Origin of the sequence: Actinoplanes sp. GCM10030250, assembly GCF_042666575.1 — a bacterium.
Taxonomy (GTDB): domain Bacteria; phylum Actinomycetota; class Actinomycetes; order Mycobacteriales; family Micromonosporaceae; genus Actinoplanes.
The window spans coordinates 211,190-233,694 of record NZ_JBHTDO010000009.1; the positions used below are offsets into that span (position 1 = coordinate 211,190).

The 22,505-nt window shown below is 71.3% G+C and carries 19 protein-coding genes, 1 tRNA gene and 3 pseudogenes; 10 read left to right on the top strand and 13 right to left on the bottom strand.

What is annotated here, in order from left to right:
• Positions 1-37 precede the first annotated feature (37 nt).
• Positions 38-1,462: a PLP-dependent aminotransferase family protein gene (locus tag ACFQV6_RS15080; RefSeq protein WP_378028083.1), complete on the top strand. Its 1,425-nt coding sequence runs from the start codon at positions 38-40 to the stop codon at positions 1,460-1,462.
• A 107-nt stretch (positions 1,463-1,569) separates the two neighbouring features.
• On the opposite strand, the gene ACFQV6_RS15085 is transcribed toward ACFQV6_RS15080, so the two are convergent.
• Positions 1,570-2,142, bottom strand: a complete 573-nt coding sequence (locus tag ACFQV6_RS15085; protein WP_378028084.1) for a TetR/AcrR family transcriptional regulator — start codon at positions 2,140-2,142, stop codon at positions 1,570-1,572.
• 111 nt (positions 2,143-2,253) lie between these two features.
• Between ACFQV6_RS15085 and ACFQV6_RS15090 the strand changes: the two genes are divergently transcribed.
• The 3 genes from ACFQV6_RS15090 to ACFQV6_RS15100 all read left to right on the top strand — a co-directional run bounded on the left by ACFQV6_RS15090 (position 2,254) and on the right by ACFQV6_RS15100 (position 4,921).
• Positions 2,254-3,285, top strand: a complete 1,032-nt coding sequence (locus ACFQV6_RS15090) for an aldo/keto reductase (RefSeq protein WP_378028085.1) — start codon at positions 2,254-2,256, stop codon at positions 3,283-3,285.
• An 86-nt stretch (positions 3,286-3,371) separates the two neighbouring features.
• Positions 3,372-3,713: a YciI family protein gene (locus ACFQV6_RS15095; RefSeq protein WP_378028086.1), complete on the top strand. Its 342-nt coding sequence runs from the start codon at positions 3,372-3,374 to the stop codon at positions 3,711-3,713.
• Complete coding sequence (locus ACFQV6_RS15100) at positions 3,710-4,921, top strand: RNA polymerase sigma factor (protein WP_378028087.1); 1,212 nt, start codon at positions 3,710-3,712, stop codon at positions 4,919-4,921. The genes ACFQV6_RS15095 and ACFQV6_RS15100 overlap by 4 nt, the downstream gene beginning before the upstream one ends.
• On the opposite strand, the gene ACFQV6_RS15105 is transcribed toward ACFQV6_RS15100, so the two are convergent.
• The 4 genes from ACFQV6_RS15105 to ACFQV6_RS15120 all read right to left on the bottom strand — a co-directional run bounded on the left by ACFQV6_RS15105 (position 4,914) and on the right by ACFQV6_RS15120 (position 8,698).
• The gene (locus ACFQV6_RS15105; RefSeq protein WP_378028088.1) at positions 4,914-5,348 is read right to left on the bottom strand and encodes a nitroreductase family deazaflavin-dependent oxidoreductase; all 435 of its coding nucleotides are present in this window, start codon (positions 5,346-5,348) and stop codon (positions 4,914-4,916) included. The genes ACFQV6_RS15100 and ACFQV6_RS15105 overlap by 8 nt on opposite strands.
• 160 nt (positions 5,349-5,508) lie before the next feature.
• A complete protein-coding gene (locus ACFQV6_RS15110) occupies positions 5,509-6,285 on the bottom strand; it encodes an ABC transporter permease (protein ID WP_378028089.1) in 777 nt (258 codons plus the stop codon).
• On the bottom strand, positions 6,282-7,766 hold the full coding sequence (locus ACFQV6_RS15115; RefSeq protein ID WP_378028090.1) for a hypothetical protein: 1,485 nt from the start codon (positions 7,764-7,766) through the stop codon (positions 6,282-6,284). The genes ACFQV6_RS15110 and ACFQV6_RS15115 overlap by 4 nt, the downstream gene beginning before the upstream one ends.
• On the bottom strand, positions 7,763-8,698 hold the full coding sequence (locus ACFQV6_RS15120) for an ATP-binding cassette domain-containing protein (protein WP_378028091.1): 936 nt from the start codon (positions 8,696-8,698) through the stop codon (positions 7,763-7,765). The genes ACFQV6_RS15115 and ACFQV6_RS15120 overlap by 4 nt, the downstream gene beginning before the upstream one ends.
• Before the next feature lie 133 nt (positions 8,699-8,831).
• On the opposite strand from ACFQV6_RS15120, the gene ACFQV6_RS15125 reads away from it, so the two are divergent.
• Positions 8,832-9,494 (top strand): response regulator transcription factor, encoded by a 663-nt coding sequence (locus tag ACFQV6_RS15125; protein WP_378028092.1) that lies wholly within the window; start codon positions 8,832-8,834, stop codon positions 9,492-9,494.
• The gene (locus ACFQV6_RS15130) at positions 9,491-10,585 is read left to right on the top strand and encodes a sensor histidine kinase (RefSeq protein WP_378028093.1); all 1,095 of its coding nucleotides are present in this window, start codon (positions 9,491-9,493) and stop codon (positions 10,583-10,585) included. The genes ACFQV6_RS15125 and ACFQV6_RS15130 overlap by 4 nt, the downstream gene beginning before the upstream one ends.
• A 12-nt stretch (positions 10,586-10,597) precedes the next feature.
• Here ACFQV6_RS15130 and ACFQV6_RS15135 read toward each other — a convergent pair whose 3' ends face one another.
• From ACFQV6_RS15135 to ACFQV6_RS15155, 5 genes are all read right to left on the bottom strand, one after another.
• Positions 10,598-12,823: a transglutaminaseTgpA domain-containing protein gene (locus ACFQV6_RS15135; RefSeq protein ID WP_378028094.1), complete on the bottom strand. Its 2,226-nt coding sequence runs from the start codon at positions 12,821-12,823 to the stop codon at positions 10,598-10,600.
• The gene (locus ACFQV6_RS15140; RefSeq protein ID WP_378028095.1) at positions 12,817-13,932 is read right to left on the bottom strand and encodes a DUF58 domain-containing protein; all 1,116 of its coding nucleotides are present in this window, start codon (positions 13,930-13,932) and stop codon (positions 12,817-12,819) included. Before ACFQV6_RS15140 ends, ACFQV6_RS15135 begins: the two co-directional genes overlap by 7 nt.
• The gene (locus ACFQV6_RS15145; protein WP_378028096.1) at positions 13,929-14,906 is read right to left on the bottom strand and encodes an AAA family ATPase; all 978 of its coding nucleotides are present in this window, start codon (positions 14,904-14,906) and stop codon (positions 13,929-13,931) included. The genes ACFQV6_RS15140 and ACFQV6_RS15145 overlap by 4 nt, the downstream gene beginning before the upstream one ends.
• Positions 14,900-17,503 carry a fibronectin type III domain-containing protein gene (locus ACFQV6_RS15150; protein WP_378028097.1) on the bottom strand — a complete coding sequence of 868 codons (2,604 nt, stop codon included), beginning with the start codon at positions 17,501-17,503 and terminating at the stop codon, positions 14,900-14,902. The genes ACFQV6_RS15145 and ACFQV6_RS15150 overlap by 7 nt, the downstream gene beginning before the upstream one ends.
• A 98-nt stretch (positions 17,504-17,601) precedes the next feature.
• Entirely contained in the window at positions 17,602-19,032 is a 1,431-nt protein-coding gene (locus ACFQV6_RS15155; RefSeq protein ID WP_378028098.1) for a tetratricopeptide repeat protein, read from the bottom strand.
• A 200-nt stretch (positions 19,033-19,232) separates the two neighbouring features.
• Between ACFQV6_RS15155 and ACFQV6_RS15160 the strand changes: the two genes are divergently transcribed.
• Positions 19,233-19,317 (top strand) — tRNA-Leu (locus ACFQV6_RS15160).
• 105 nt (positions 19,318-19,422) lie between these two features.
• Positions 19,423-19,689 carry a hypothetical protein gene (locus ACFQV6_RS15165; protein ID WP_378028111.1) on the top strand — a complete coding sequence of 89 codons (267 nt, stop codon included), beginning with the start codon at positions 19,423-19,425 and terminating at the stop codon, positions 19,687-19,689.
• Positions 19,690-19,853: 164 nt separating this feature from the next.
• On the opposite strand, the pseudogene ACFQV6_RS15170 reads toward ACFQV6_RS15165, so the two are convergent.
• Positions 19,854-19,940 (bottom strand): annotated as a pseudogene (locus ACFQV6_RS15170) (zinc ribbon domain-containing protein); the annotation flags it as partial.
• Positions 19,904-20,839, bottom strand: coding sequence for a recombinase family protein (locus ACFQV6_RS15175; RefSeq protein WP_378028099.1), 936 nt, complete (start codon positions 20,837-20,839; stop codon positions 19,904-19,906). The gene ACFQV6_RS15175 and the pseudogene ACFQV6_RS15170, both read right to left, overlap by 37 nt.
• A gap of 395 nt (positions 20,840-21,234) precedes the next feature.
• On the opposite strand from ACFQV6_RS15175, the pseudogene ACFQV6_RS15180 reads away from it, so the two are divergent.
• Positions 21,235-21,477, top strand: a pseudogene (locus ACFQV6_RS15180) (helix-turn-helix domain-containing protein); the annotation flags it as partial.
• On the top strand, positions 21,395-22,237 hold the full coding sequence (locus ACFQV6_RS15185) for a transposase (RefSeq protein WP_378028110.1): 843 nt from the start codon (positions 21,395-21,397) through the stop codon (positions 22,235-22,237). The pseudogene ACFQV6_RS15180 and the gene ACFQV6_RS15185, both read left to right, overlap by 83 nt.
• Positions 22,238-22,274: 37 nt before the next feature.
• Here the strand turns inward: ACFQV6_RS15185 and ACFQV6_RS15190 are convergent.
• Positions 22,275-22,505, bottom strand: a pseudogene (locus tag ACFQV6_RS15190) (hypothetical protein); the annotation flags it as partial.

The window sequence follows — 22,505 nt, forward strand, 5'->3', positions numbered from 1 at the left end:
GGCGTGGGAGGGCCAAAGCCGCTAGATTGGTCTGCTGATGGAGCCAATCGGATTCGTGGAGCGTCTCGGCCGCTGGTCGTCCGGGCGCGGCGCGCTGTACCTGCTGCTCGCCGTCCGCATCCGCACCCTGATCGACGACGGCGAGCTTCCACCGGGCGCGCCGCTGCCGCCGGATCGCACGCTCGCCGCCGCTCTGGCAGTCGGCCGCAGCACGGTGGTCGCCGCCTACGACCTGCTGTGCGGGGAGGGCCGCATCGTGCGGCGTCAGGGCAGCGGCACGCGGGTCGCCGGTCCGCCGTCCGCCGCCGCCCGGCCCACCACCGAGGCGCCCGCCTTCCTCCACCTGCTCGAACCCCGCGACGGCGTGATCATGCTGGCCTGCGCGGCGCCGGATTCGCCGCCGCCGGAGCTGGTGGAGGCCTACGCGCACACGGTGCCGCGATTGGCGGAGATCGCCGGCGACATCGGTTACCACCCCATGGGCCATGTCACCCTGCGTGAGGCGATCGCCGAGCGGTACACGGCTCGGGGACTATCGACCGGACCCGATCGCATCCTGATCACCACGGGCGGGCAGCAGGCGCTGACGTTGCTGGCCAGAGCCTTGATCAGGCCGGGTGACCGGGTGCTGGTGCAGGCACCGACGTACTTCGGCGCGCTCGAGGCGTTCCGCGAGGAGGGCGCCGCGCTGCACACGGCACCGGTCACGCTGAGTGGCTTTGCTGGCGCTCTTTCACAGATCAAACCCGTTTTCGCGTACGCGATGAGCTCTTTCCACAATCCGACCGGGACGGTGATCCCCTCCCCGGCCCGGCAACGGATCGTGGCCGAAGCCGGCGCGGCCGGCGTGCCGCTGATCGACGACGAGGTCCTCAGCGACCTGGGCTTTCCCGGCGAACCGGTCCCGCCGCCGCTGGCCGTCCACGACGATCGGGTGATCACCATCGGCTCGCTCAGCAAGATCGTGTGGGGCGGCCTGCGGGTCGGCTGGCTCCGTGCCCCGGCCCCGTTCATCGCGCGTCTCGCCCGGATGCGCACAGTCCTTGACCTGGGCGGCAACGTGCCCGCCCAGCTGGCCGCCGCCGACCTGCTCCCCCGGCTGGCCCCGCTCCTGCAACGCTCCGCCGCCGAACGTCGCTCCCGCCACGACCATCTGCGCGCCGAGCTCGCCCGGTCGTTGCCGTCCTGGCACGCGCCGGCCGTCCGCGGAGGTCAGACCCTGTGGATACGCCTCCCGCACGGCGACGGCCAGTCGTTCGCGCAGCAGGCCCTGCGACACGGTGTGGCGGTACTACCCGGCTCCGGCCTGGACCCGAGCGGCGCCGGCGCGGGCCACATCCGGCTGCACTTCCTCGCCGAGCCCACCGATCTCACCGAGGCGGTACGGCGGCTCGCCACGGCCTGGCACGACTACGACGCCCGCCCGAACCGCCTGCCCTACCCACCCGCCATGGCCGTCTGACCCCTTCCCCAGCCGGCTCCGAGCACTGCCACCCGCCCGTCGCGACCAACCGGCTGGGCGTGAGCGGTGCCTCCGCGCCGCTGAAGCACCCCTGGGAGCCAGCCGGGTCAGGGTTTGGCGAGGCCGGCGATGAGGAGGGCGACCATGCGGCGGGCGTCGTAGCGGGGGTCCTTGCCGGCGCCGATGCAGAGGTTGCCGACTGCGCGCATCAGGCCTACCGGTTCGATGCCGGGGACGATCTCGGCGGAGGCGGCGGTGAGGAGCTGGGCGCAGACGGGGACGAGGCGCTCGAGGAAGTAGGCGTGCAGCGTCTCGAACGTGGCGTCGCCGGACTGCAGTGCCTCGGCCAGACCGTGTTTGGTGATCAGGAAGTCGACGAACTGGTCGATCCAGCCGGCCAGGGCGGCATACGGCGTCGGGCTGTCGGCGAGTAGTGCCGGGCCGGCTTCGGCGCAGGCTTCGACCTGGTGCCGGTACACGGCCACGACAAGATCGGCGCGGGTCGGGAAGTGGCGGTAGATGGTGCCCACTCCTACGCCGGCTTTGGCGGCGATCTCCCGTACCGGAACCTCCACGCCGGAGGCGATGAAAGCCGCCGCCGCCGCCTCCAGCAGGCTCTTCTCGTTGCGTCGCGCATCGGCGCGTTTGCGCGTCTCCACCGGCCCCCCTGAGAAATCCACCTGGTAAACGGAGCCGTGTTCCGGTTATGGTTTAGCGGAACGCGGTTCCGTTTGTACAGGATGCCGCTTCGGCTCTCGACGAGCAACTCATCAACAGGGGGAGCAACAGCCATGCAGTACCGCACCTTGGGCCGCACCGGTGTGCAGGTCAGCACGCTCGTGCTCGGCGCCATGAACTTCGGCGCCATCGGCCGCACCAGCCAGGACGAGGCCACCGCCATCGTCGACGCCGCGCTGGACGCGGGCATCAACATGATCGACACCGCCGACATGTACAGCACCGGCGGCTCGGAGGAGATGGTCGGCAAGGCCATCGCCGGGCGCCGTGACGACATCGTGCTCGCCACGAAGGCGAACATGCCGATGAGCGAAGAGCGCAACCACCAGGGCAGTTCGCGCCGCTGGCTGGTCACCGCGCTCGACGACAGCCTGCGCCGGCTCGGTGTCGACCACGTCGACCTCTACCAGGTGCACCGATGGGATCCACGGACCTCCGACGAGGAGACGCTGTCGGCGCTGACCGATCTGCAGCGCGCCGGGAAGATCCGCTACTTCGGGTCGTCGACGTTCCCGGCGTACCGCATCGTGCAGGCACAGTGGGCCGCCCGGGAGAACAGGCTGGGCCGGTACGTCACCGAGCAGCCCAGTTACTCGATGCTGCAACGCGGGATCGAGGCACACGTCCTGCCCACCACCGAGGAGTACGGTCTCGGCGTCCTGGCGTGGAGTCCGCTTGCCTCCGGCTGGCTGTCCGGGGCGGTACGCGAGGGCCGGGAGATCACCACCCACCGCTCGGGTGTCCTCCCGCAGCGCTTCGACCTGACGATCCCGTCCAACCGCGCCCGCCTCGACGCCGTCGAACGGCTGGCCGCGGTCGCCGGCGAGGCGGGCCTGACGCTGATCCAGCTGGCGCTCGGCTTCGTGACGGCGCACCCGGGCGTGACCAGCGCGATCATCGGGCCGCGCACCGTGGAGCACCTGCAGTCGCAGCTCGCCGCGGCGGACACCGTGCTCTCCGCCGATGTCCTGGACGCCATCGACGCGGTTGTAGCGCCGGGGGTCGACCTCGCCCCGGACGAGAAGTTCGACACGCCGCCGGCCCTGCTCGACGCCTCGCTGCGACGCCGCCGGAAACTCACGTGAATATTTTCGATCCCGCGGTAGTAGGGGTCCATCCCCGTTCGTCATGACGGCGAAGATGGTTCCACGATCACGACGGGAGCAACACGATGAAGTATCTGATGCTGGTGTGCACGGACCCCGACCTCACGCCGGGCCAGGACGCGGGCGCTCCGTCCGGCGAGGACTGGGTTCGCGAGATGGACGGCAAGGGCATCCGGCTGATGGGCGACCGGATCCGGCCGGGGAGCGACTCGACCACGGTGCGCGTGCGCGGTGGTGAGGTGCTGCTGACCGACGGGCCGTACGCGGAGACCAAGGACGTGATTGCCGGCTTCGACGTGCTGGAGTGCGCCGACCTCGACGAGGCGATCGAGGTGGCGTCGCGGCATCCGATGGCGTGGGGCGGCGTGATCGAGTTGCGCCCCTTCTGGCCGTTCGAAGAGGCGTGACGGATCTCGTTGGGGCTCGCCTCGCTGAGGTCTACGCCGACGGGTGGAGCCGGATCGTCGCCACGATGATCCGGTTCACCGGCGGCGACTGGGACCTCGCCGAGGAGTGCGTGCAGGACGCGTTCACTCAGGCGATGCGGACGTGGCCCGCGTCCGGCGTACCGGATCAGCCTCTGGCCTGGGTGACCACGACGGCGCGCAACCGGGCGATCGACCGGATCCGCCGGGCCTCGGCCGAGCGGACCAAGCTGCGGGAGATGATCTCGATGGATCCGGCGCCACCGCCCTACACGACGGACAGTGAGATCCCGGACGAGCGCCTGGAGCTGATGTTCACCTGCTGCCATCCTGCGCTGAACACCGAATCCCAGGTGGCGCTGATCCTTCGCAGTCTCGCCGGGCTGAGCACCGCCGAGATCGCACGGGCCTTCCTGCTACCGGAGCGGACCATGGGCCAGCGCCTGTTCCGCGCCAAACAGAAGATCCAGCATGCGGGCATCCCGTTCCGGGTGCCGGCCGCGCACCTGCTGCCGGAGCGGCTCCCGGCCCTGCTGCACGTGCTGTATCTGCTGTTCAACGAGGGCTACGGCAAGCCGGAGAAGGCGGTGCTGTGCCAGGAGGCGATCCGTCTGGCCCGGTTGCTGACGGCGTTGATGCCGGACGAGCCGGAGGCGCAGGGCCTGCTCGCGCTGATGCTGCTGCACGACGCCCGGCGCTCGGCGCGGTTCGGCACGGCGGGTGAGCTGATCGTCATGGCTGATCAGGATCGGTCGCTCTGGGATCGGCGGCAGATCGAGGAGGGTGCCGCCATCTGTGAGCGGGCGCTGCGGCGGGGCCGGGCGGGGCCGTTCCAGTTACAGGCGGCGATCGCTGCCTGTCACGCGTCGGCGTCCACGGCGGAGGAGACGGACTGGCCGCAGATCGCCGGGCTGTACGGCCACCTCGCCCGTGTCGCGCCCGGCCCGGTCGTGGATCTGAACCGGGCGGTCGCGGTCAGCATGGTGGACGGGCCGGAGGCGGCGCTGGTTCTGGTGGACACGATCGCGGCGGCCGGACGGCTGGACGGTTATCACCTGCTGCACGCGACGAGGGCGGACCTGTTGCGGCGGGCCGGGCGCGGGGCGGAGGCGGCGGAGAGTTATCGCGCCGCGCTGGATCTGGCACCGACCGAGGCGGAGCGGCGGTTCCTGCAAGAGCGCCTCAGCTGACGATGCGGAAGACGGGGAGGCCGGGAGCCGCGGCGTCGATCTCGGCCCGCGGCGCGTCAGCCTTGAGGCCCTCGAAGAACGCGCCGGTCTCCCACGCCCACTTGCGCAGGTAGAGGCGGATCAGCGGCTCCTTGTCCGCGTCGGCGATCTCGACAGCGGTGAAGCGCTCGGTGCGGCGGCCGAGCCGCAGTTCACCCTCACCGGCGGCGCGTAGGTTGCGCACCCACTGGGTGTGGCCACGCGGTGCGAGAAGGTAGCGCTCCCCCTCGTACGAGAAAAGGTTGACCACGGTGGTGCGGACCTCGCCGCTCTTGCGGCCGCGCACCGCCAGGACGCGGCTGCCCATCAGGCTGATCCCGCGCGCGGTGAGCCATTTGGCGGTCTCGTTGAAGGCGTTGGTGGCGCGCTGGGGAGCCAGGTATCGCATGTCGTCTCCTCGTTGATGAGATCAGTGCTCTCTGTTGAGAACAGTGAACCGCATCGGCGCAGGCCCGTCAAGAGCAGTGCTCTCTTTTAGGATCGGCGTTCTAATTCGGCAGGTCCCGGCCTCGCTGAACCAGCAGTCCTCGGCTGACGCCCCGGGTGCTCTAGGCATCGCGCGAGCGGAGCAGTAGGCCGCCGGCCATGAGGGCGGCGGCGGCCCACCCGGCGGTGACACCGAGACCGGCCCAGGGGCTGAGAGGCAGGCTGGGCAGATCGGTGGTGACCTGGATGGTGAGCCCGGCGCTCATCGGGCCGATCTGCTGGAGCAGGCGCCGCCAGTGCGGGTCACCGATCACCTGGGTCAGCATCGGGAGCAGGTAGAGCAGGCCGAGAACGATCCCGATACTGGTCGCGGAGTCACGCACGACGGCGGCGATGCCGAGGCTGAGCAGGGCGATCAGGACCAGGTAGAGGATGGATCCGGCGGTCGCGCGCAGCGTCGGCCCGTCCGCGAGGGACAGGGCCGGGTGGCCGTGGGCGGCGGTGAAGCCGTTACGAAGCAGGATGAGGCCGCCGGCCAGCAGCGACCCGGGGACCGCGATGGCTCCGGCTACGGCCACGGCGCCGGCGAGTGTGACGGCCTTGGCCGCGAGGACGGTCACCCGGCGCGGCATCGCCATCAAGGTCGTGCGGATCATGCCGGTGCTGTGCTCGCCGCTGATCACCCGTACGGCGAGGACGGCCGCCAGGGCCTGGCCGAGCTGGACGCCGCCGAGGCTGAGCCTGGTCATGTCTCCCCCGCAGCCGGCGAACCCGCAGCTCGCTGTCGAGGCCGCCCCGGCGCTCAGGGCCACTGTCGCCGCGATCATGCCGAGCAGCAGCCACGGCGGGCCGGCCACGGTCCGCATCTTGGTCCATTCCGCGTGCAGAACCGGTCTCATGCGTCCCTCCGGCGGATGACGGCGACTGCCATGATCAGGCTGACCGCGGCGTAGCCGGCCAGGACGGCGAGACCGGCCCACGGCGGCAGCGGGTAGTAGCCGTTGTACGGCTTGTAGATGATGGTGACCTGGGGATATGGCACCAGCGTCTGCTGGACCGCGAAAGCCGCCGCCGGCGTCACCCGGGTCAGCCAGTTCGCCGCACTCACCGGCATGAACGGGTTGGCGATCAGGAGGTACGGCAGCACGACCGCCACGAGAACGGTGGTTACCGCGCCGGTGCCGGTCCGGGCGATGGCGCCGACGGCGAGAGCCAGGATCGAGGCGATCGCGAGCAGCGCCGCGGTTCCCAGCACCACCCGTAGTTCCGTCGAGAACGTGGCAGGGAAGATGTAGACGCCGTTCGCCCGGGCGAGCCGCTCACCGAGCGGCGCCGCGACGACCGCTCCGGCAAGCCCGGCGACGAAGGTGACAACTCCCAGCACGATCGCCTTGGCCACCAGCACCCGGCCCCGCCCGGGGCCGGCGGCCAGGGTGACGTGGATCAGGTTCTTCCGGTATTCCGTGGTGATGTACTGCGAAGCCACGACGATCACAGCGATCAGCGCGGCGAACGTACCGGTCAGGATGTCTTTCAGGGTGCCACCGGTCGGCAGGGTCTCACGGACGGCGGGCGCGATGTCGCCGGCGCCGGTCACCGTGAACGTGCCGCCCGATACGGTGAACGAGCCGGACTTGTTCTGCGGGTAGCCGGCGAAGGTCGGGGATTCGGGTCCCACCTGATCGCCGATCCAGGAGCCGCCGGCCCAGCGCCCCCGGGTACGAAGGTCGCCGAACACGGCGGTAGACACGCTCCCCAGGGTGCCCAGGCCGTCCACGGAAGGCGGCGACGCGACGAACAGCCCGCCCCGCGCGGCCGGTCCGAGCTCCAGATGTACGGTGCCGATCTCGGTCCAGTGCGTGCCGCCGGGCGAGGCGTAGCCGGTGATCGTGTCGCCCGAGCGGTCCAGCCGCAGCCGGCGTACGGAGGCGGCCGGGACCGGGCCGGGTGGTCCGGCGGTGTCGTGAAGATAGTTGTGCTGCATCCGCACGCCGTGGCTGCCGGTGACCATGATCGCCACGTAGGGCGAGCCCTGGCGGGTGCTCTGCTTGAGGATGATCCCGGCCTTCGCCCACGGCACGATGCCGGGTTGCAGGTCCGCGGGACCGGTGGGGATGCTGCTCGTCAGCGCGGACACGGAGACGGTGATGCTGCCGTCGCCGGTGAGCGGCCGGTGCACGAAGGAGAAGCTGTCCGTTACCGGCTGGCCGCCCGGCCCGACCGGCACCGGTGGTGAGCCCTTCTGATTGCTGCTGACCCCGGCGAGCAGGGCGACGAGCACCACCATCAGCGCCGCCGCCACCATGCCGGTCACCCAGCCCGCAACCGTCCGGAACTTGGTCCATTCCGCGTGCAGCACCTGGAGGAAGCCGAGTCTCATCGGGCCACCCCGGCGGGTGTCGCGGCACGGAACTCGACGGCGTCGCGGGTGAGTTCCAGGTAGACCTCCTCCAGGGTGGCGCGGTGTGCTGACACCTCGGAGAACGGCACCGCGCTCGCGTTGAGCAGCGTCACGATCCGCTCAGCGGGCAGCCCGGCGACGGTGATGACGTCGCTGACGGCCGCGGTGACGGTGGCGCCGGCGTGCGCGAGCACTGTCGTCGCCCGCGTGCCGGCCGTGGTCCGCACGGCTACCCGGCCCGAGGAGGCGGCCGCGATCAGGCCGGCTACGGGGGCATCGGCGACGGCCCTGCCGCGCCCGGCCACGACGAGATGATCGGCGGTGCCCTGCACCTCGCTCATCAGGTGGCTGGACACGAGGACGGCGCGGCCCTCAGCGGCCAGCGACCGCAGGAGGCCGCGCATCCAGATGATGCCGTCGGGGTCCATGCCGTTGAACGGCTCGTCGAGCATCACGATCGGCGGGTCGCCCAGCAGGGCGGCTGCGATGCCGAGTCGCTGGCGCATGCCGAGCGAGTAGCCGCCGGCCTTGCGCCGGGCCACCCCGGTCAGGCCGGCCAGCTCGATCACCCGGTCCACCCGCCGTGCGGTCAGGCCCTGCGAATGTGCCAGCCAGAGCAGGTGGTTGCGGGCACTGCGGCCGGGGTGCGGCGCCGCCGCGTCCAGCAGGGAACCGACGTGGCGGAGCGGGTACCGGAGGCTACGGTAGGGCTTGCCCCCGATGAGCGCGGTGCCCGCCTCGACCGCGTCCAGGCCGAGGATCACCCGCATCGTGGTGGACTTGCCGGCCCCGTTCGGCCCGGCGAAGCCGGTCACCACGCCCGGCCGGACGGTGAAGGACATGCCGTCGAGGGCCAGGGTGGTCCCGTACCGTTTGCGCAGTCCGGTGACGACGATCTCGAGATGACTCATCCCGGCAGTTGTACGCAGCACCCGGTTCCAGCACGGTCGCAGCGCTCGCGACCCGGCTGCGACCCTCGATCTGGCACGGTGGGGCAATGGCACCCCGACGCCCCACCCGCAGGACAACCGGCCGTGAGCCACAGTGAGGGTCCTTGTCGCCGAGGACTTCGAGGTTCTGGCCCGCGCCATCGGCACCGGGCTGCGCCGCGAGGGAATGGCCGTCGACGTCGTCCTGGACGGGACCGAGGCCCTCGACCGCCTTGCCGTCACCCGCTACGAGGTGGTGATCCTCGACCGTGACCTACCCGGTGTCCACGGCGACGAGATCTGCCGGCGACTGGCCGGCGACCGCTGCGACACCCGCGTGCTGATGCTGACCGCGGCCGGCACGATCGAGGATCGCGTCGAAGGGCTCAGCCTCGGCGCGGACGACTACCTGCCCAAGCCGTTCGCGTTCGCCGAGCTTGTCGCCCGGGTCCGGGCGCTGGCTCGCCGGGCCACGCCGCCGCTTCCGCCCACCCTGTCGTGCGGGGACATCATCCTGGACCCGGCTCGCCGGGTGGCGTCGCGCGGCGGCCGGCGGCTCGAGCTCAGCCCGAAGGAGTTCGCGCTCCTCGAATGCCTGCTGGGCTCGCCCGGCCTGGTCCTGCCCGCCGAGGAACTGCTCGAACGCGTCTGGGACGAGGCAGCCGATCCCTTCACGTCCGCGGTCAAGCACACCATGCACCGGTTGCGGGCCAAGCTCGGCGATCCGCCGGTGATCGAGACCGTCCGCGAGGGCGGTTACCGGATCGGGCCGTCATGACCGGTCCCGAGGGGCCCCGGCGATCCTTGCAGGCCCGGCTGGCGCTGTTCTACGCCGCGGGCATCTTCGCCGCCGGGATCGTGGTGCTCGCCGTCGTCCTGCTTCCTCTGGCCGGACTCCAGTCGACCGTGCCGGTCGGCAGCGGTGCCGCGCCCGCGATCGCCGGGACCGGCGGTGGAATCGGCCCGCACCAGCTTTTCGCCGGCGCCGCCATCGCCGTCGTCGTCCTGATCCCCGTCGCCCTCGCCGCCGGCTGGTTCGTCGCCGGCCGCTTCCTCAGGCCGTTGCGAGCCATCACCGTCACCGCCAGGGCCATCTCCGCCGGGAACCTGCACCAGCGGCTCAACCTCGGCGAGCCCACCGGCGAGCTGACCGAGCTGGGCCGCATTCTCGACGACCTGTTCGCCCGCCTCGATGCCGCCTTCGACGCGCAGCGGCACTTCGTCGCCAACGCCTCCCACGAGCTGCGCACACCCCTGGCCGGCCTGCGTACGCTCCTCGAAGTAGTCCTGGCCGACCCGGACGCCGACGCCGGCGCACTGCGCTCGGCATGCCACGAAGCCCTTGCTCTCGGCGGCCACCAGGAACGGCTCGTCGAGGCCCTGCTGACCCTGGCCACCAGCGAGCGCGGCCTCGCCCGCAGGGACACCGTCGACCTCGCCCGGATCGTGTCAGGGGTGCTCGACGCGCTCCGCGACCTGGCAGCACAGCGGGGTGTCCGCCTCATCGAACACGTGGCGCCCTCGGCGACGACCGGTGACCCGGGACTGATCGAAAGCCTGGTCGCCAACCTGATCGGCAACGCCGTCCGCCACAACCACCCGGACGGGCACGTGGAGATCGCCACCGGGACCTCCGGCACGCAGGCGATTCTCACGGTCGTCAACAGTGGGCCGGTCATCGCCGAGGACCAGATCGAGCGGCTCTTCCGGCCCTTCCAGCGGCTGGCGCCCGACCGGCGCGGTCGCCGCGACGGCTACGGTCTCGGCCTCGCCATCGCCGACGCCGTCGTCCAGGCACACCAGGCGACTTTGACCACCCGCGCACGGCCCGGAGGGGGCCTGGCGATCACCGTACGGTTTCCCGCCTGAACAGGGGCCGGGTCAGCGGTTGCGGTGCCAGCGCAGCGGCCCGGGCCGGACGTTCCACCACAGCCGCGCCCACCACGGGCGCTGCTTGTGCAGAGCCGTGGAATAGGTGAGCACGTCGGCTGCCGCCTGCGCCGCCTGATCAGCGCTGACCGCCTCCGGAGCGAACCCGGCGGTGTTGACAGCGGAAACAAGCCCGTCCAAGGGAGGAAGCGGGCCGGGCGGCGGCGGCACCGCGCGGCGCAGCAGACCCGAGCGGCGAACCACCGTCGGCGGCGCGGTGGCGAACTCTGCCGCTTCCGTTGCCGACAGGTGAACCGGAACAGGACGTCCCGCCAGCCGCAACGCGTCGGTCAGTTCCAGCCACGCTCCGGCCACCCGCTCCCCCGGCCCGCCGGTGGACAGTCTCCGCCGCCGCTGCGCTCGCCGCATCTGCATGACCGCCAGCGCCCCGATCACGGCCACGACCAGCACAGATCCGGACGCACCACCGGCAACGACCACACCGGAAAGACCCGCGGCCCGCGGCGCGGCGATCGCGGTCGCCGACGGCTCCGCGGAAGGAGCCTCAGACGTGGGCGGCGGCTCGGACGGCGCCGGCGGCGGCGTGGTCGGTTTAGGGGCGAAGTCCTCCTCGACCGGGCGCGGGTCGTCGCTCTTGGGCATCGGGTCGAAGGCCACCCAGCCGAGCCCGTCGAAGAGCACCTCGGGCCAGGCGAGCGCGTCACCGCCCGTGACGGCGCCGCCCGCGGCGGGCGCGGTGAAACCGACGACGATGCGGCTGGGCAGGCCGGTCAGGCGGGCGAGGAGGGCGTACGCGGCAGCGAACTGCTCCGAGGTGCCGACGCGCCCACCCTGTTCGGTGCGGCCGAACAGGAAGTGGTCGATGTTGGGGTAGGCGTGCCCGCTCGGCGCGTCAGCCACCGTCTTGTAGTGCTCGGCCAGGAACTCCTCGATCGCGATCGCCCGGTCGTAGGCGCCGCCGTTACCGTCGGCCAGGTGCTCGGCGAGCCGCTGGACCTGCTCGGGTACCCCGGTGCCGACAGTCAGGTAGCGGACCACCGGGTCACCGGAGGGCGCGTCGGCGGTCGGCAGCAGGTTGAGGTCGGGGGTCTGCACGCGGGAGGTGGCCGTGTAGCGCAGCCCGGGGATGAGCCCTTCGGGACGGATCAGCGTGCCGGTGCCCGCGTCGTACGCCACCCGGGCACCGGAGATGCTCGACGGCGCCGGGATCGCCGGGAGCAGCCGCCCGGTCAGCCCGGTGACGGTGATTTCCTGGTCGGCCTCGGTGATCGTGGCGCCCGGCAGCGCGGGCTGTTCGGGGAGCACCCGGCCGGCGTTGCGGTAGACGCCGCCGACCTTCCAGGTGACCCCGTCGTAGTCGGAGAGCACCGCCAGCCGCAGCCGGACCGCGGCCGCGGGATCGGCGGCCGAGCCGGGCTGGTACTCCAGCAGCGGCTGGGCCGGTGTCAGCGCCCATCCGGAGATCCGGTTCAGGGGACTCTCGTCCAGGTTGTCGACGCGAGGTGGTTCCACGTACCGCCGGGGGTCGACCGGTGTCGCGGAGACCTGGCTGCCGACCCACGGCCCGGCCAGGGCGATCACGCCGAGAAGGGCCACCAGGCCGGCGGCGGCCGCACCCAGCGCACGCACCCGCGCCCTGGCCGGCAGTGCCGAAGCCGCGGGCGAGGCCGGTGCGCCGGCGAGCAGGGCGGCCATGACCAGCGCGGCGAAGGCGAGGGTGAGGCCGGTGGCGGAGGGGGCGTTCGGGCCGACCACGTAGAGCGCGCCCGCGTAGAGCAGCACCGGCGGCAGGCAGCTGAGCAGTACGCGGCGCCCGCGCACGCCGATCTCGGTGGCGGCGAGGCCGGCGAGCCAGACCGCGACGACCGGCGCGACCACGGTGTCCGGCGTGGACTCGACCGGGATCATGGCGGTGAGCAGGCGCGGGATGCCGTTGGCGAGGGCGTCGCGGAGGATGGCGCCGGTGAGCCCGGCGGGGGCGGCGAGGTGCAGGGCGAGGACGGTGTAGCCGGCGAGCAGGACGGCGGAGACCGGTGCGGCGGTCCAGGAGGGCAGGCGGCGGGTGGCGACGCCGGTGCCGACGGAGCCTGCCGCGGCACCGGCGATGAGCTGCACGAACAAATCGTCGGAGTAGATCCGCCCGAGGGCGGCACCGGCCAGGAGCAGAAGACCGGCAAGGGCGAGGGGTACGCCGGCGGCTCGAAGCCGTCTCACCATCCGCGCACCCCGTCCCAGGCGGTGGCGAACTCGGCTCCGTCGGCGGCCTCGATGACGATCATGCGGTCGGCGCTGGACTCGGGTGCGGCGTCGCGGTCACCGAACAGCCCGGCGATCACCACCGGGTACGCCCCGCGCAGCCCGCTGACCGCACCGATGTCGTCGCGCCCACCGGGCCCGGTCAGGAAGATCAGCGTGTCGCCGAGCCGCTGCGCCCGCAGCCGCCGCAAGGTCGCCTCGAGGTCGCCGTCACCGGGCGTCACCTCGGTCAGCACGTCGAGGAACGGCCCCTCGGACGCCGCCGACACCAGGTGCAGGCTCACCGGCAGCGCCTCACGGGCGGCGGCGGTGACCACGGACGCGGCCGCCTCGCAGGCGTGCTCGAACGACTCCCCGTCGCCGGGGTGTGCCACCGCACGGTCGTCGAGCAGCACCACCAGGGTCGGCTCGGAGGTGTCGAGCTGTTCGCGGACCATCAGCTCGCCGACCTTGGCGCTGCTGCGCCAGTGGATGCGGCGCAGCTCGTCGCCCGGGACGTAGTCGCGCAGCGAGTCGAACGTGATGGTTCCCTGCGGCACCTTGTCGGCGCCGCCGTCGAGGCTGCGGGTCAGCCCGGCGGGCAGCGCGCGGAGCAGGTGGATGCGCGGGTGTACGCGGACGATCGTGGTGCCGCCGTAGGTGCGGGTCAGGGTCAGCAGCCCGAGCGGGTCACGGCGGGTGACGCCGAGCGGCCCGATCGGGACGAGCCCGCGGCGATGCGTCGGCACCGGGTATGCAGTGGTGGTGTCGTGGCCCGGGCGCAGCCGCAGCAGCGGCACGTCGACGGTCGACGGCCCGCACCGGTCCACCGCGATCATGGTGGCGGCCCGCATCCGGCTGCTGTTGCGGATGGTGAGGTTGATGGCGGCCGGTTCGCCGCGGGCGACCCGGTCGGGTTCGGCGACGCGGTCGACGCCGAGGCGGGGGCGCCAGGCCGCGAACCCGGCGGCGGCGAGGACGGCGAGCCCGGCGGCCGCTCCGAGCAGGGCGAGGTCGGGGTAGCCGAATCGGAAGCCGGCGGCGAGCAGCAGGACGGCGCAGACGAGCAGGGCGATGCCGCGAGCGGTCACGGTGTGGCGGGTACGCGCTGGTCGGGCAGGGGTACGGCAACCGAGCGCACGGCGTCGGCGAGGACGTCGGCGGCTGTCACACCGCGCAGTTGGGCGTCCGCCGACAGCAGCACCCGGTGCGCGAACACCGGTGTGATCAGGTCCTTGAAGTCTTCGGGCAGCACGTAGCCGCGGGCGTTGATCAGCGCGTACGCACTGGCGGCCCGGGTCAGCGCGATCACGCCGCGGGGGCTGACGCCGACCCGGACCTGAGGGTGGTTGCGGGTGGCGGCGGCGAGGCGTACGGCGTACGCATAGAGCGGGTCCGCGACGTGCACCGCCTGCGCCATACGCACCATCTCGCCGATCGTCGCCGTGTCGGTGACCGGCTCCAAACCGTCGGGTGACCGTCCCGCCGCACCCCGCAGCACCTCGATCTCGACCTGCTCGTCGGGATAGCCCACCGACAGCTTGACCAGGAACCGGTCGAGTTGCGCCTCGGGCAGCCGGTAGGTCCCGTCCATCTCGACCGGGTTCTGCGTCGCGACGACGAGGAACGGCTGCGGCACCGGGTGCGGTACGCCGTCGACGGTGACCCGCCGCTCCTCCATCACCTCGAGCAGCGACGACTGGGTCTTCGGCGACGCCCGGTTGATCTCGTCGGCGATCACGATGTTCGCGAAGACCGGCCCCGGGTGGAACTCGAACCCGCGGCTGGCCTGGTTGAAGATCGTCACGCCGGAGACGTCGGAGGGCAGCAGGTCCGGGGTGAACTGGATACGCCGCCACACCCCGTGGATCGACGAGGCGATGGCCCGGGCAAGGGTGGTCTTGCCGACGCCCGGCACGTCCTCCAGCAACACGTGTCCCTCGGCGAACAGCGCGGTGAGGGCGAGCCGGATCACCTCGGGCTTGCCGAGCACCACCGACCCGATCCGCTCGGCCAGTTTCTCGGCGACCTGGGCGAATCCGGTCACGTGTGCGGGGTTCAGCACGTCGGCAGATCCTCCAGGTTGTCGCCGCCGTCCAGGTTCAGCCAGGCCCAGGGGATGTAGGTCTTCCCCTCGTACTCCACCTGGATCCACCACGTGCTGCGCTTGTCGTTGTTGTAGACGAAGGCATAGACCTCGTCGCCGGTCTTCTTGCAGAACGCCTTGAGCTTGGTGCCGTTCTTGACCCAGCCGGCCTGCTGCGGGTCGCTCTGCTTGGTGCCCGTGAAGATCTCGTTGCCGTTGCGGCCGTCCACGTCGGCGTTGCAGTAGACCCGCTGGGCGGCGTCACCGGTGCCGTTGATGCAGGTCGCCGTCCCGAAGAGGGCGTCGGTGGCCTTGGCCGATGCCTTGGTGGTGGTGCCGGCGGCGTTCTTGGCGGTGACCGTGAACGTGTAGTCGGTGCTGGGCTTGAGCCCGGTGGCGTTGAGGCTGGAGCAGCTGCCCGACGAGCCCTTGCCACCGCCCGAGACCGTGAGCGTGCAGGTGGGAGTGCCGCCGCCACCGTCCACGGCGAACGTCACCGCCGCCGTGTTGAAGGTCGGGTTCACCGCCGTGACCGTGACCGTCGGCGCCGCGACGGTACGCGCGGTCGTGCTCGCCGCCTCGCCCGTCCCGGCCTCGTTGACCGCGGCCACCGAGACCTGCACGGTCTGACCGTCGCCGAGACCGGTCAGCGTGGTGGTCGTCGCGTTGGTGACGTCGGTGCTCCTGCCACCGGCCGTCACCACATACTTCGTGATGGGCCGGCCGTTCTCGGCGGCCGCGGCCCAGGTGACCCGGACGGCACCGGCCTGGTCGCCGGCGGTCGCCGCCTCGGCGCTGTCGGGGCGGCCCGGCTTGGCGTAGGGCACCACGCTGTTGCTGACCGCGGACGCCTGCGAACCGGCACCGATGTCGTTGACCGCGACGACGGTGAACGCATATTGCTTGCCGTAGTCCAGGCGGCCGTCGGCGATGGTGAACGAGGTCTCGGTGGCGTCGCCGGCCGGGGCCGAACCGCCCTCGGAGACCGCGGTGACCGTGTAGCGCTGGATGGTGCGGCCCTGCGCGTTCGCCGCCGGCCAGGTGACGGTGACCGTGCCGTCGGCTTTGGCCTCGGCGACCGGAGCGCCGGGCGCGTCCGGCACCTCGGAAGTGGGCCGGATCGCGTTGCTGCTCTTGGCCGGCCCGTCGCCCTTGCGGTTGACCGCGTGCACCTGGAACTTGTACGTCTCGCCGTTGGTCAGCCCGGTGACCACCAGCGACCGCTGCTCGGCACCGACCTGGAAGGTCCGCCCGGCGCCGGCCACCACGTACTTGCTGATCGCGGCACCGTTGTCGGCGGCGGCCTGCCAGGTGACGCGGGCCTCCGCGTTCCCGGCGGCGGCGCGCACGTTGCGGGGCGCGCCCGGCTCCTTGACGACCGGCTTCGGCGGCTTGCGCTTCGGCGGCGGGGGCGGCGGGTTCTCCGTCACCGGCGGCGGGTCACCGCCGAGGACGTCGTCGGCGTACTTGTCGACCACCCGGACCGTGTGCGCGTTGTCGACCACCCGGGCCGTCGAGGTGCCCGGCGCGTTGATGAACAGGTAGTTCTCCCGGATGTCGAGCTCCAGGCTGCCACCCGGGCGCGGCACGCTGATCTGCCTCTGCGGCTTGCCGCCGCCGTCGAAGACGTGCACGGTGCCACCGTCGGCGACGTAGAGGAAGCCCTCCCAGGCCACCGCCGCCGGCAACTCGCTGCCCTCGCCCGGCACGGTGACCTCGGTGCGCACCCCGCCACTCTCGTCCACCGCGTAGACCTTGCGGTCGGCCGGGACGGTCACCGCGACCGTGCTGCCCACGGTGTGCGGCGGCAGCAGGCCCGGCCCGGACAGCGGCAACTCGGTGGTGGTCTTGGTGGCGCCGAGCCGGGTGAACATGTTGGTGGTGCGGTCGAGCACCGCCGCGCCGTCGGCCAGAGTGGTCAGTGCCAGGTCGTGACTCGGATCGGCGACCGACTCGGTGCGCTCACGCTGCGGCCCCGCCCCGGTGGTGCCCTCGGAGGCCACCGCCGCCGGCGCGATCGCGGTAACGGTTCCCTCGCTCGGCGAGGCGACCCACAGCCGCCCCTTGCCGTCGAAGGTGCCGCCGGTGATCCCCGGCGGGAAGCTCAATGGATCACCCAGCGACTGCAACGACTTCGGATCGACCTGCTGCACCCTGCCCTGCACCGCGTCCACCACGAACGCCGCCGCCTCGTGCAGCGCCACACTGATCCCGCGCCCCGGTGCGGACTGCCCGTTCCAGAAGGCCCGCAGGTCGGTGAGGTCCATCGTGCCGATCGCGCCGGTGTGCACATCGCGCAGCAGCACGAACCGGTCGCTCTGCACGACCTCCAGCTCGTGCCCGCGCGCCGGCCCCACGTCGACCCGGGTGTCCACCTTGGCCGTCACACCGTTCAGCCGGGCGATCTCACCCTTGTTGCGGCTCCACACCCACGACGCGGCGTCGAAACTCGCCAGCGCCTCATCGGCCGCGCCCAGCCCGCGCGCGGTGAGCCCCAGCCCGGCGGCGAGAACCAGCACAACGCCGAGCGTGACCAGGTGACCACGCCGCGTCTTGGTGCCGTCTGAGCTGCTCACTACCGTGATCCCCTCGTCACACCCCGCCAGGACCGAGCCATCATAGGGAAAGGGAGGCAGTCGTCGATACCCGGCTTCCAAGCCTGTGGATACCGCTACTAGCGGTCCGTACAGACCTGATCGGAACTCTTGAACCGATCCGTGGCGTACACCGCGACCACCGCGAAACAGTAGTTCAGCTTCTTGTTGAGCCCACCCATCCGGAACGACGTCTCCCCAGGTCCGACCGAGGAAACCGGCCGCAGCGTCTCCCCCGGCCGGGCCATCGTGACCATGAACGGCACCCGCCCCTGAGCCGGGTCGGTCCACCGCACCTCGACCGTCGCCCCCTGGTCGTCAAGACTGATCTCACCGGGCGGCACCTCATCCTGAGTTGGCACACCCGGCTCGGTCACCTCACCCGTAGGGACCACCCCGCCACCGTTGTCCCCCACCCGATCAGCGAGCACGAACACCAGCGCCGCGACAGCCACCACAGCGGACAGCGTCGCCGCAATCACCGCGAAGACCGCCATGCCGCGGCGGCGGCCGCTTTCCGGGGCGCGCTGCGCCGGTTGCACATCAGAGACCATCGGGTACGAGTGAGCGATGCTCGCGGCGGTGTGGATGACTGTCGGGGGTTGGGGGTGGGCAGGGGGCGCCCCCTGCCAGATGGTGACCCCACCGGGCACGTTGCGCCCGTGGTGGTCGTCCCCGGTCCACGGGGTGAGGTCGGCGGGCGGAGGCTGAACGGTGGCACCGTTCTGCCAGGCGTTCTGTACGGGCCGTTGTTCCTGCCATTGATTCGGTGCCGGCGGCTGTCCGTGCCACTGGGGCGGGGCCGGTTGCTGTTCCTGGACGGGTGGCTCCTGCCGGGGTGGCGCCTGCCGGGGTGGCGCCTGCCGGGGTGCCACCTGCCCGGGTGGTCCGTTCCACGGTCCCGCGGCCAGGGTCTGGTCCGCGGCGACCGGAGCCGGCACGGTGGGAAAGACGCCGGTCGGCGCGTTCATCGGGTCCGGCTGCGGCGGAGGGGCAACCGGAGCCGGAGGCATGCTCGGGACCGCCCGAACCGTCAGCGGGGTTTCCGGGGTCGGAGCTGCGTCCCGTACCTCTGCCTGATCTTGGTCTTGACCGAGATAGGCCCGCGCCCGCGCGACCACCGGGTGTTGCTCCCCCAGCACCGCCGGCCCAAGATCGACAACCCGCCCGAACGCCTTGCGCGCCTCATGCCGGTTGCCCAGCTCCTCAGCGACAACGCCCAGATCATGCGAAATCCGCAGCATCAGCGGATCACTGTCCCCGAGCCGCCACTGACCCGCGGCGTAAGCCTCCTCGAGCGCCCGCCGAGCACCCACCGGCTCCTCCACCTGAAGCAGCACCCCGGCCAGCTCACGCTGCGCGGTGAGCACATCCAGATGATCCTCGGCCAGGTTCTCCCGCCCGAGCTCCACCGCCCGCTCCAGCAACACCAGCGCACCACCCAGATCCCCCGCAGCGACGAGGGCCTGCGCCCGTTGCAGGGCCGGAGTCAGCGGGGAGGACTGGGACACGCCCGCCATGCTGCCCGCTTCCTCCCCCGCCCGCCAGGCCGGGTCTCATTGCCCGGCTTTATGTGACGGATTGTCCGGCGCCCACCCCTGCTTTGAGCGCGAATCGGCGGCGTGTACAGTCTTCCCCTGTACGGCCCACGGAGCCGCCGGAGACCCAGGTGAAAGCCAGGGAGGATGGCCCCGGTAAGCTGTATGGGCAGGTCCGGGTGGCGGAATGGCAGACGCGCTAGCTTGAGGTGCTAGTGCCCTTTATCGGGCGTGGGGGTTCAAGTCCCCCCTCGGACACGTTAAACCCCACGCAGGTCATTCACGTTTTACGTGGTGCCTGGTGGGGTTTTGTGCATTCCGCGCCCTTTTGGCAGCCCATACTCGTCGCGCTGGTGGTCGACGATGCGGCCGTCGCCAGCCAGGGGGCACTGGCTTCGTGACCGGCGGCTCGATCACTTCCTCACTATCCTCGTGCACGGGCTCGGCTTCCGCCACTGCCTCGACACACTCGAGGGCCTCGTCGGACGCGTCGGTGTCTTCTACCTGCATGGCGGGATTGGCCATCGCCGGCTGGACAGGCTCGGCGAAGAGTTCCTGCACCGGCACGACCGGCGCGGCCTCGATCGTGAGAGTGCCGAATCCGCAGACGAGCACCGCGTCCGCAGGTAAGACGCCACATCCTCGGGGCCGTCCAGGTGCGCAAGGCTGGCATTCGCGGTGATCAGGTCCTGAGCCAGGCGGGCTTCCTGCCAGTACACCGCCCGCGTCCGGTCCGTACTTGGCAAGTGCGCACTGGTGTGCCCGTGCCGGCACCGGTATGCGGCCCGCCGCAGCCAATGTCCCGACATCCGCCGCCCACAAACCCCGCACACCAGCAACCCGGTCAGCGCGTACCGGCGGGCCCGCCCGTCCTCCGGCATCGCCCGGGCGGTGATCGCCTGCGCCGCGGTGAAGTCCTCATCACTGACCAGTGCGGGATGCATCCGTTCCGGGGAGACCACCCATTCCTCTCGCGGGTTCCAAACCCGTACCGGGCCAAGGCTCGTGCGCCGGTCCCCGGCACCGCCTCGCGGTGATCGGTGAACTGCCGATTCCACACCTCACGGCCGGTGAACCGCGGATTCGCCAAAATCGCCGCCACCGTCCGCACCGCACCCTCACGATGCGGGTTCCGGGCCCGGTCAAACGCGGCCGGCGACAGGACCCGCCGCTCGTTCAACACCCGCGCGATCCCCGCCGTGCTCATGCCCTCCAGCCTGCGAGCGAAGATCCACCGCACATTCGAAGCCGTAATCGGATCCATCTCCAGGCGGTGCTGGCGCCGGCCCCAGCTCGCATAAACTTTGTTCGGGTGCGGGCCCGCGTCAACGAGCTGGTAACCGTACGGCGGACGGCCACCGAGGTGACGGCCCTGCTCACGTACCTGCGCCGCCATCGCCGAACGCACCCGGAACCGGCTAAGCAGCACCTCCCGCTGCGACTGATGACCCAGCATCATCAACAACGCCCGATGCTCGGCATCGCCGAGGTCGACCGGGCCCTGCGCCTCCGGCAACCACACCTGCACGTCCAAGCGCTGCAGCGTCTCGATCACCCGTTGTGCCTCACCGCCGGCGAACGCCCTCTCGAACTCCCCCACGACCACGGCGTCAAACAGACGGTCTGGGCTGGCGGCAGCGGCCAACAACGCGGCCGCCTGCGGACGTCTGAGCCAAGGCAGATTGCCGGACGCGCCGGGATCGAAGAACTCCGCCACGATCCGGCCCCTGCCGGCGATCAGCCGTTGCGCTGACTCGATCTGCCACGCCCGCGACGACACCGGATCCTGATACTCGCTGGTCGAGATCCGCCCGTAGAAGGCGAAGCGGATGGCACCGACGCCCGCTGATGCAACGCGTCGACCACAAGATCAGACCCAACGGCGGGTCGAGCCTCGCGGACACGCTGCACCGGATCGCCTCCGCCACCGGCACCCCCACCCCCTGCGTTGACCACCAACGTTCACCGGGTCGGCGACACACCGAGACGCGTCCGCCGCTAGTCGTTGTCGAGGGCTCACTCTCAACGGCGGTGATTTCGGGCGTTGAGAGTGGGTGGCGGTTGGCTGAGCCGGTCAGGGCGCGGCGGTTGACGCAAGAAGAAGGCCGCAAGCTGCAACAACTTGTGCGTAGACGCAAGCACGATTCAGTCCGGGTGCGCCGGGCGTTGATCATCATGGCGTCGGCGTCCGGGACACCGGTCCCGGCGATCGCGAACCTGATCGCCGGGCACGAGGACACCGTCCGCGACGTGATCCACTCGTTCAACGAGATCGGCTTACGCGCGCTGGACCCTCAATGGGCGAGAGGCCGTCCCCGCCGGATCAACCACGACGATGAAGCGTTCATCGTCGCGACGGCCAAGGCCCGCCCGAGCACGCTCGGGCGGCCCTTCACCTGCTGGAGCCTGCGCAAACTCGCCGACCACCTGGCCACCGACGCCGACCGGACGGTGGACGTGGGCCGGGAACGGCTGCGGCAGAATCTGCGCCGTAACGAGGCCAGCTGGCAGCGGACCCGCACTTGGAAGGAGTCCAACGACCCGGACTTCGACACCAAACTCGACCGGATCGAGGAAGTCACCACCAAGTTCCCGCACCGGTGTTTCGCGTTCGACCAGTTCGGGCCGCTGTCGATCCGCCCGCACCACGGCCGTGGCTGGGCAGCGCAGTCGCATCCGGACCGGCTGCCGGCGACCTACCACCGCACGCACGGCATCCGCTACTTCCACGGCTGTTACAGCCGGCGACGACCAGCTCTGGGGCGTCAACCGGCGACGCAAAGGCGCAGATCACACCCTGTCCGCGCTGAAAACGATCCGGAAAGCACGGCCGGACGGCGCGCCGATCTACGTCATCCTGGACAACCTGTCGGCGAACAAGACCCCGGCCATCCGGGCCTGGGCGGCCCGCCACAAGGTCGAGCTGTGTCTCACCCCGACCAGCGCGTCATGGGCGAACCCGATCGAGGCACAGTTCGGGCCGCTGCGGATGTTCACCATGGCGAACTCGAACCACCCGAACCACACCGTCCTGGCCCACAAACTGCAGAAATACCTGCGCTGGCGCAACGCCAACGCCCGCCACCCCGACGTCCTGGCCGCCCAACGCCGCGAACGAGCCCGGATCCGCAGCGAACGCCAGCAACGCTGGGGCCGACCTCGGCTCAAGGCCGCCTGAGACCGCTCAGACCCGGCGAATGTTCATGGACAACGCACTAGCGGAACCGGTCGACGGTGACGGGAATCAGTCCCTGCTGCCGCATCTGCGTCGTCAGACCGCGCAGCAGAACACCGACCGCCTCGTCGCGCTCGCCAGCCAGATCGCAGGTCACGTCCAGGCCCCAGGCAGCGCCGGCGGCGACTCGACGGAGATCCCAGCGGAAGGAATCACCGGACACCTGGCGACGCACCGCTCCTAAGATCCGAACCTCGGGATCGGCAAGGTC

What these genes read in the sequence shown, in the direction of transcription:
- ACFQV6_RS15110 (WP_378028089.1), bottom strand. Translation starts at nt 6,285, where the DNA reads ATGAGACCGGTTCTGCACGCGGAATGGACCAAGATGCGGACCGTGGCC.
- ACFQV6_RS15105 (WP_378028088.1), bottom strand. Translation starts at nt 5,348, where the DNA reads ATGCGATACCTGGCTCCCCAGCGCGCCACCAACGCCTTCAACGAGACC.
- ACFQV6_RS15095 (WP_378028086.1), top strand. Translation starts at nt 3,372, where the DNA reads ATGAAGTATCTGATGCTGGTGTGCACGGACCCCGACCTCACGCCGGGC.
- ACFQV6_RS15120 (WP_378028091.1), bottom strand. Translation starts at nt 8,698, where the DNA reads ATGAGTCATCTCGAGATCGTCGTCACCGGACTGCGCAAACGGTACGGG.
- ACFQV6_RS15165 (WP_378028111.1), top strand. Translation starts at nt 19,423, where the DNA reads ATGCGGCCGTCGCCAGCCAGGGGGCACTGGCTTCGTGACCGGCGGCTC.
- ACFQV6_RS15185 (WP_378028110.1), top strand. Translation starts at nt 21,395, where the DNA reads ATGAAGCGTTCATCGTCGCGACGGCCAAGGCCCGCCCGAGCACGCTCG.
- ACFQV6_RS15130 (WP_378028093.1), top strand. Translation starts at nt 9,491, where the DNA reads ATGACCGGTCCCGAGGGGCCCCGGCGATCCTTGCAGGCCCGGCTGGCG.
- ACFQV6_RS15115 (WP_378028090.1), bottom strand. Translation starts at nt 7,766, where the DNA reads ATGAGACTCGGCTTCCTCCAGGTGCTGCACGCGGAATGGACCAAGTTC.
- ACFQV6_RS15080 (WP_378028083.1), top strand. Translation starts at nt 38, where the DNA reads ATGGAGCCAATCGGATTCGTGGAGCGTCTCGGCCGCTGGTCGTCCGGG.
- ACFQV6_RS15135 (WP_378028094.1), bottom strand. Translation starts at nt 12,823, where the DNA reads ATGGTGAGACGGCTTCGAGCCGCCGGCGTACCCCTCGCCCTTGCCGGT.
- ACFQV6_RS15090 (WP_378028085.1), top strand. Translation starts at nt 2,254, where the DNA reads ATGCAGTACCGCACCTTGGGCCGCACCGGTGTGCAGGTCAGCACGCTC.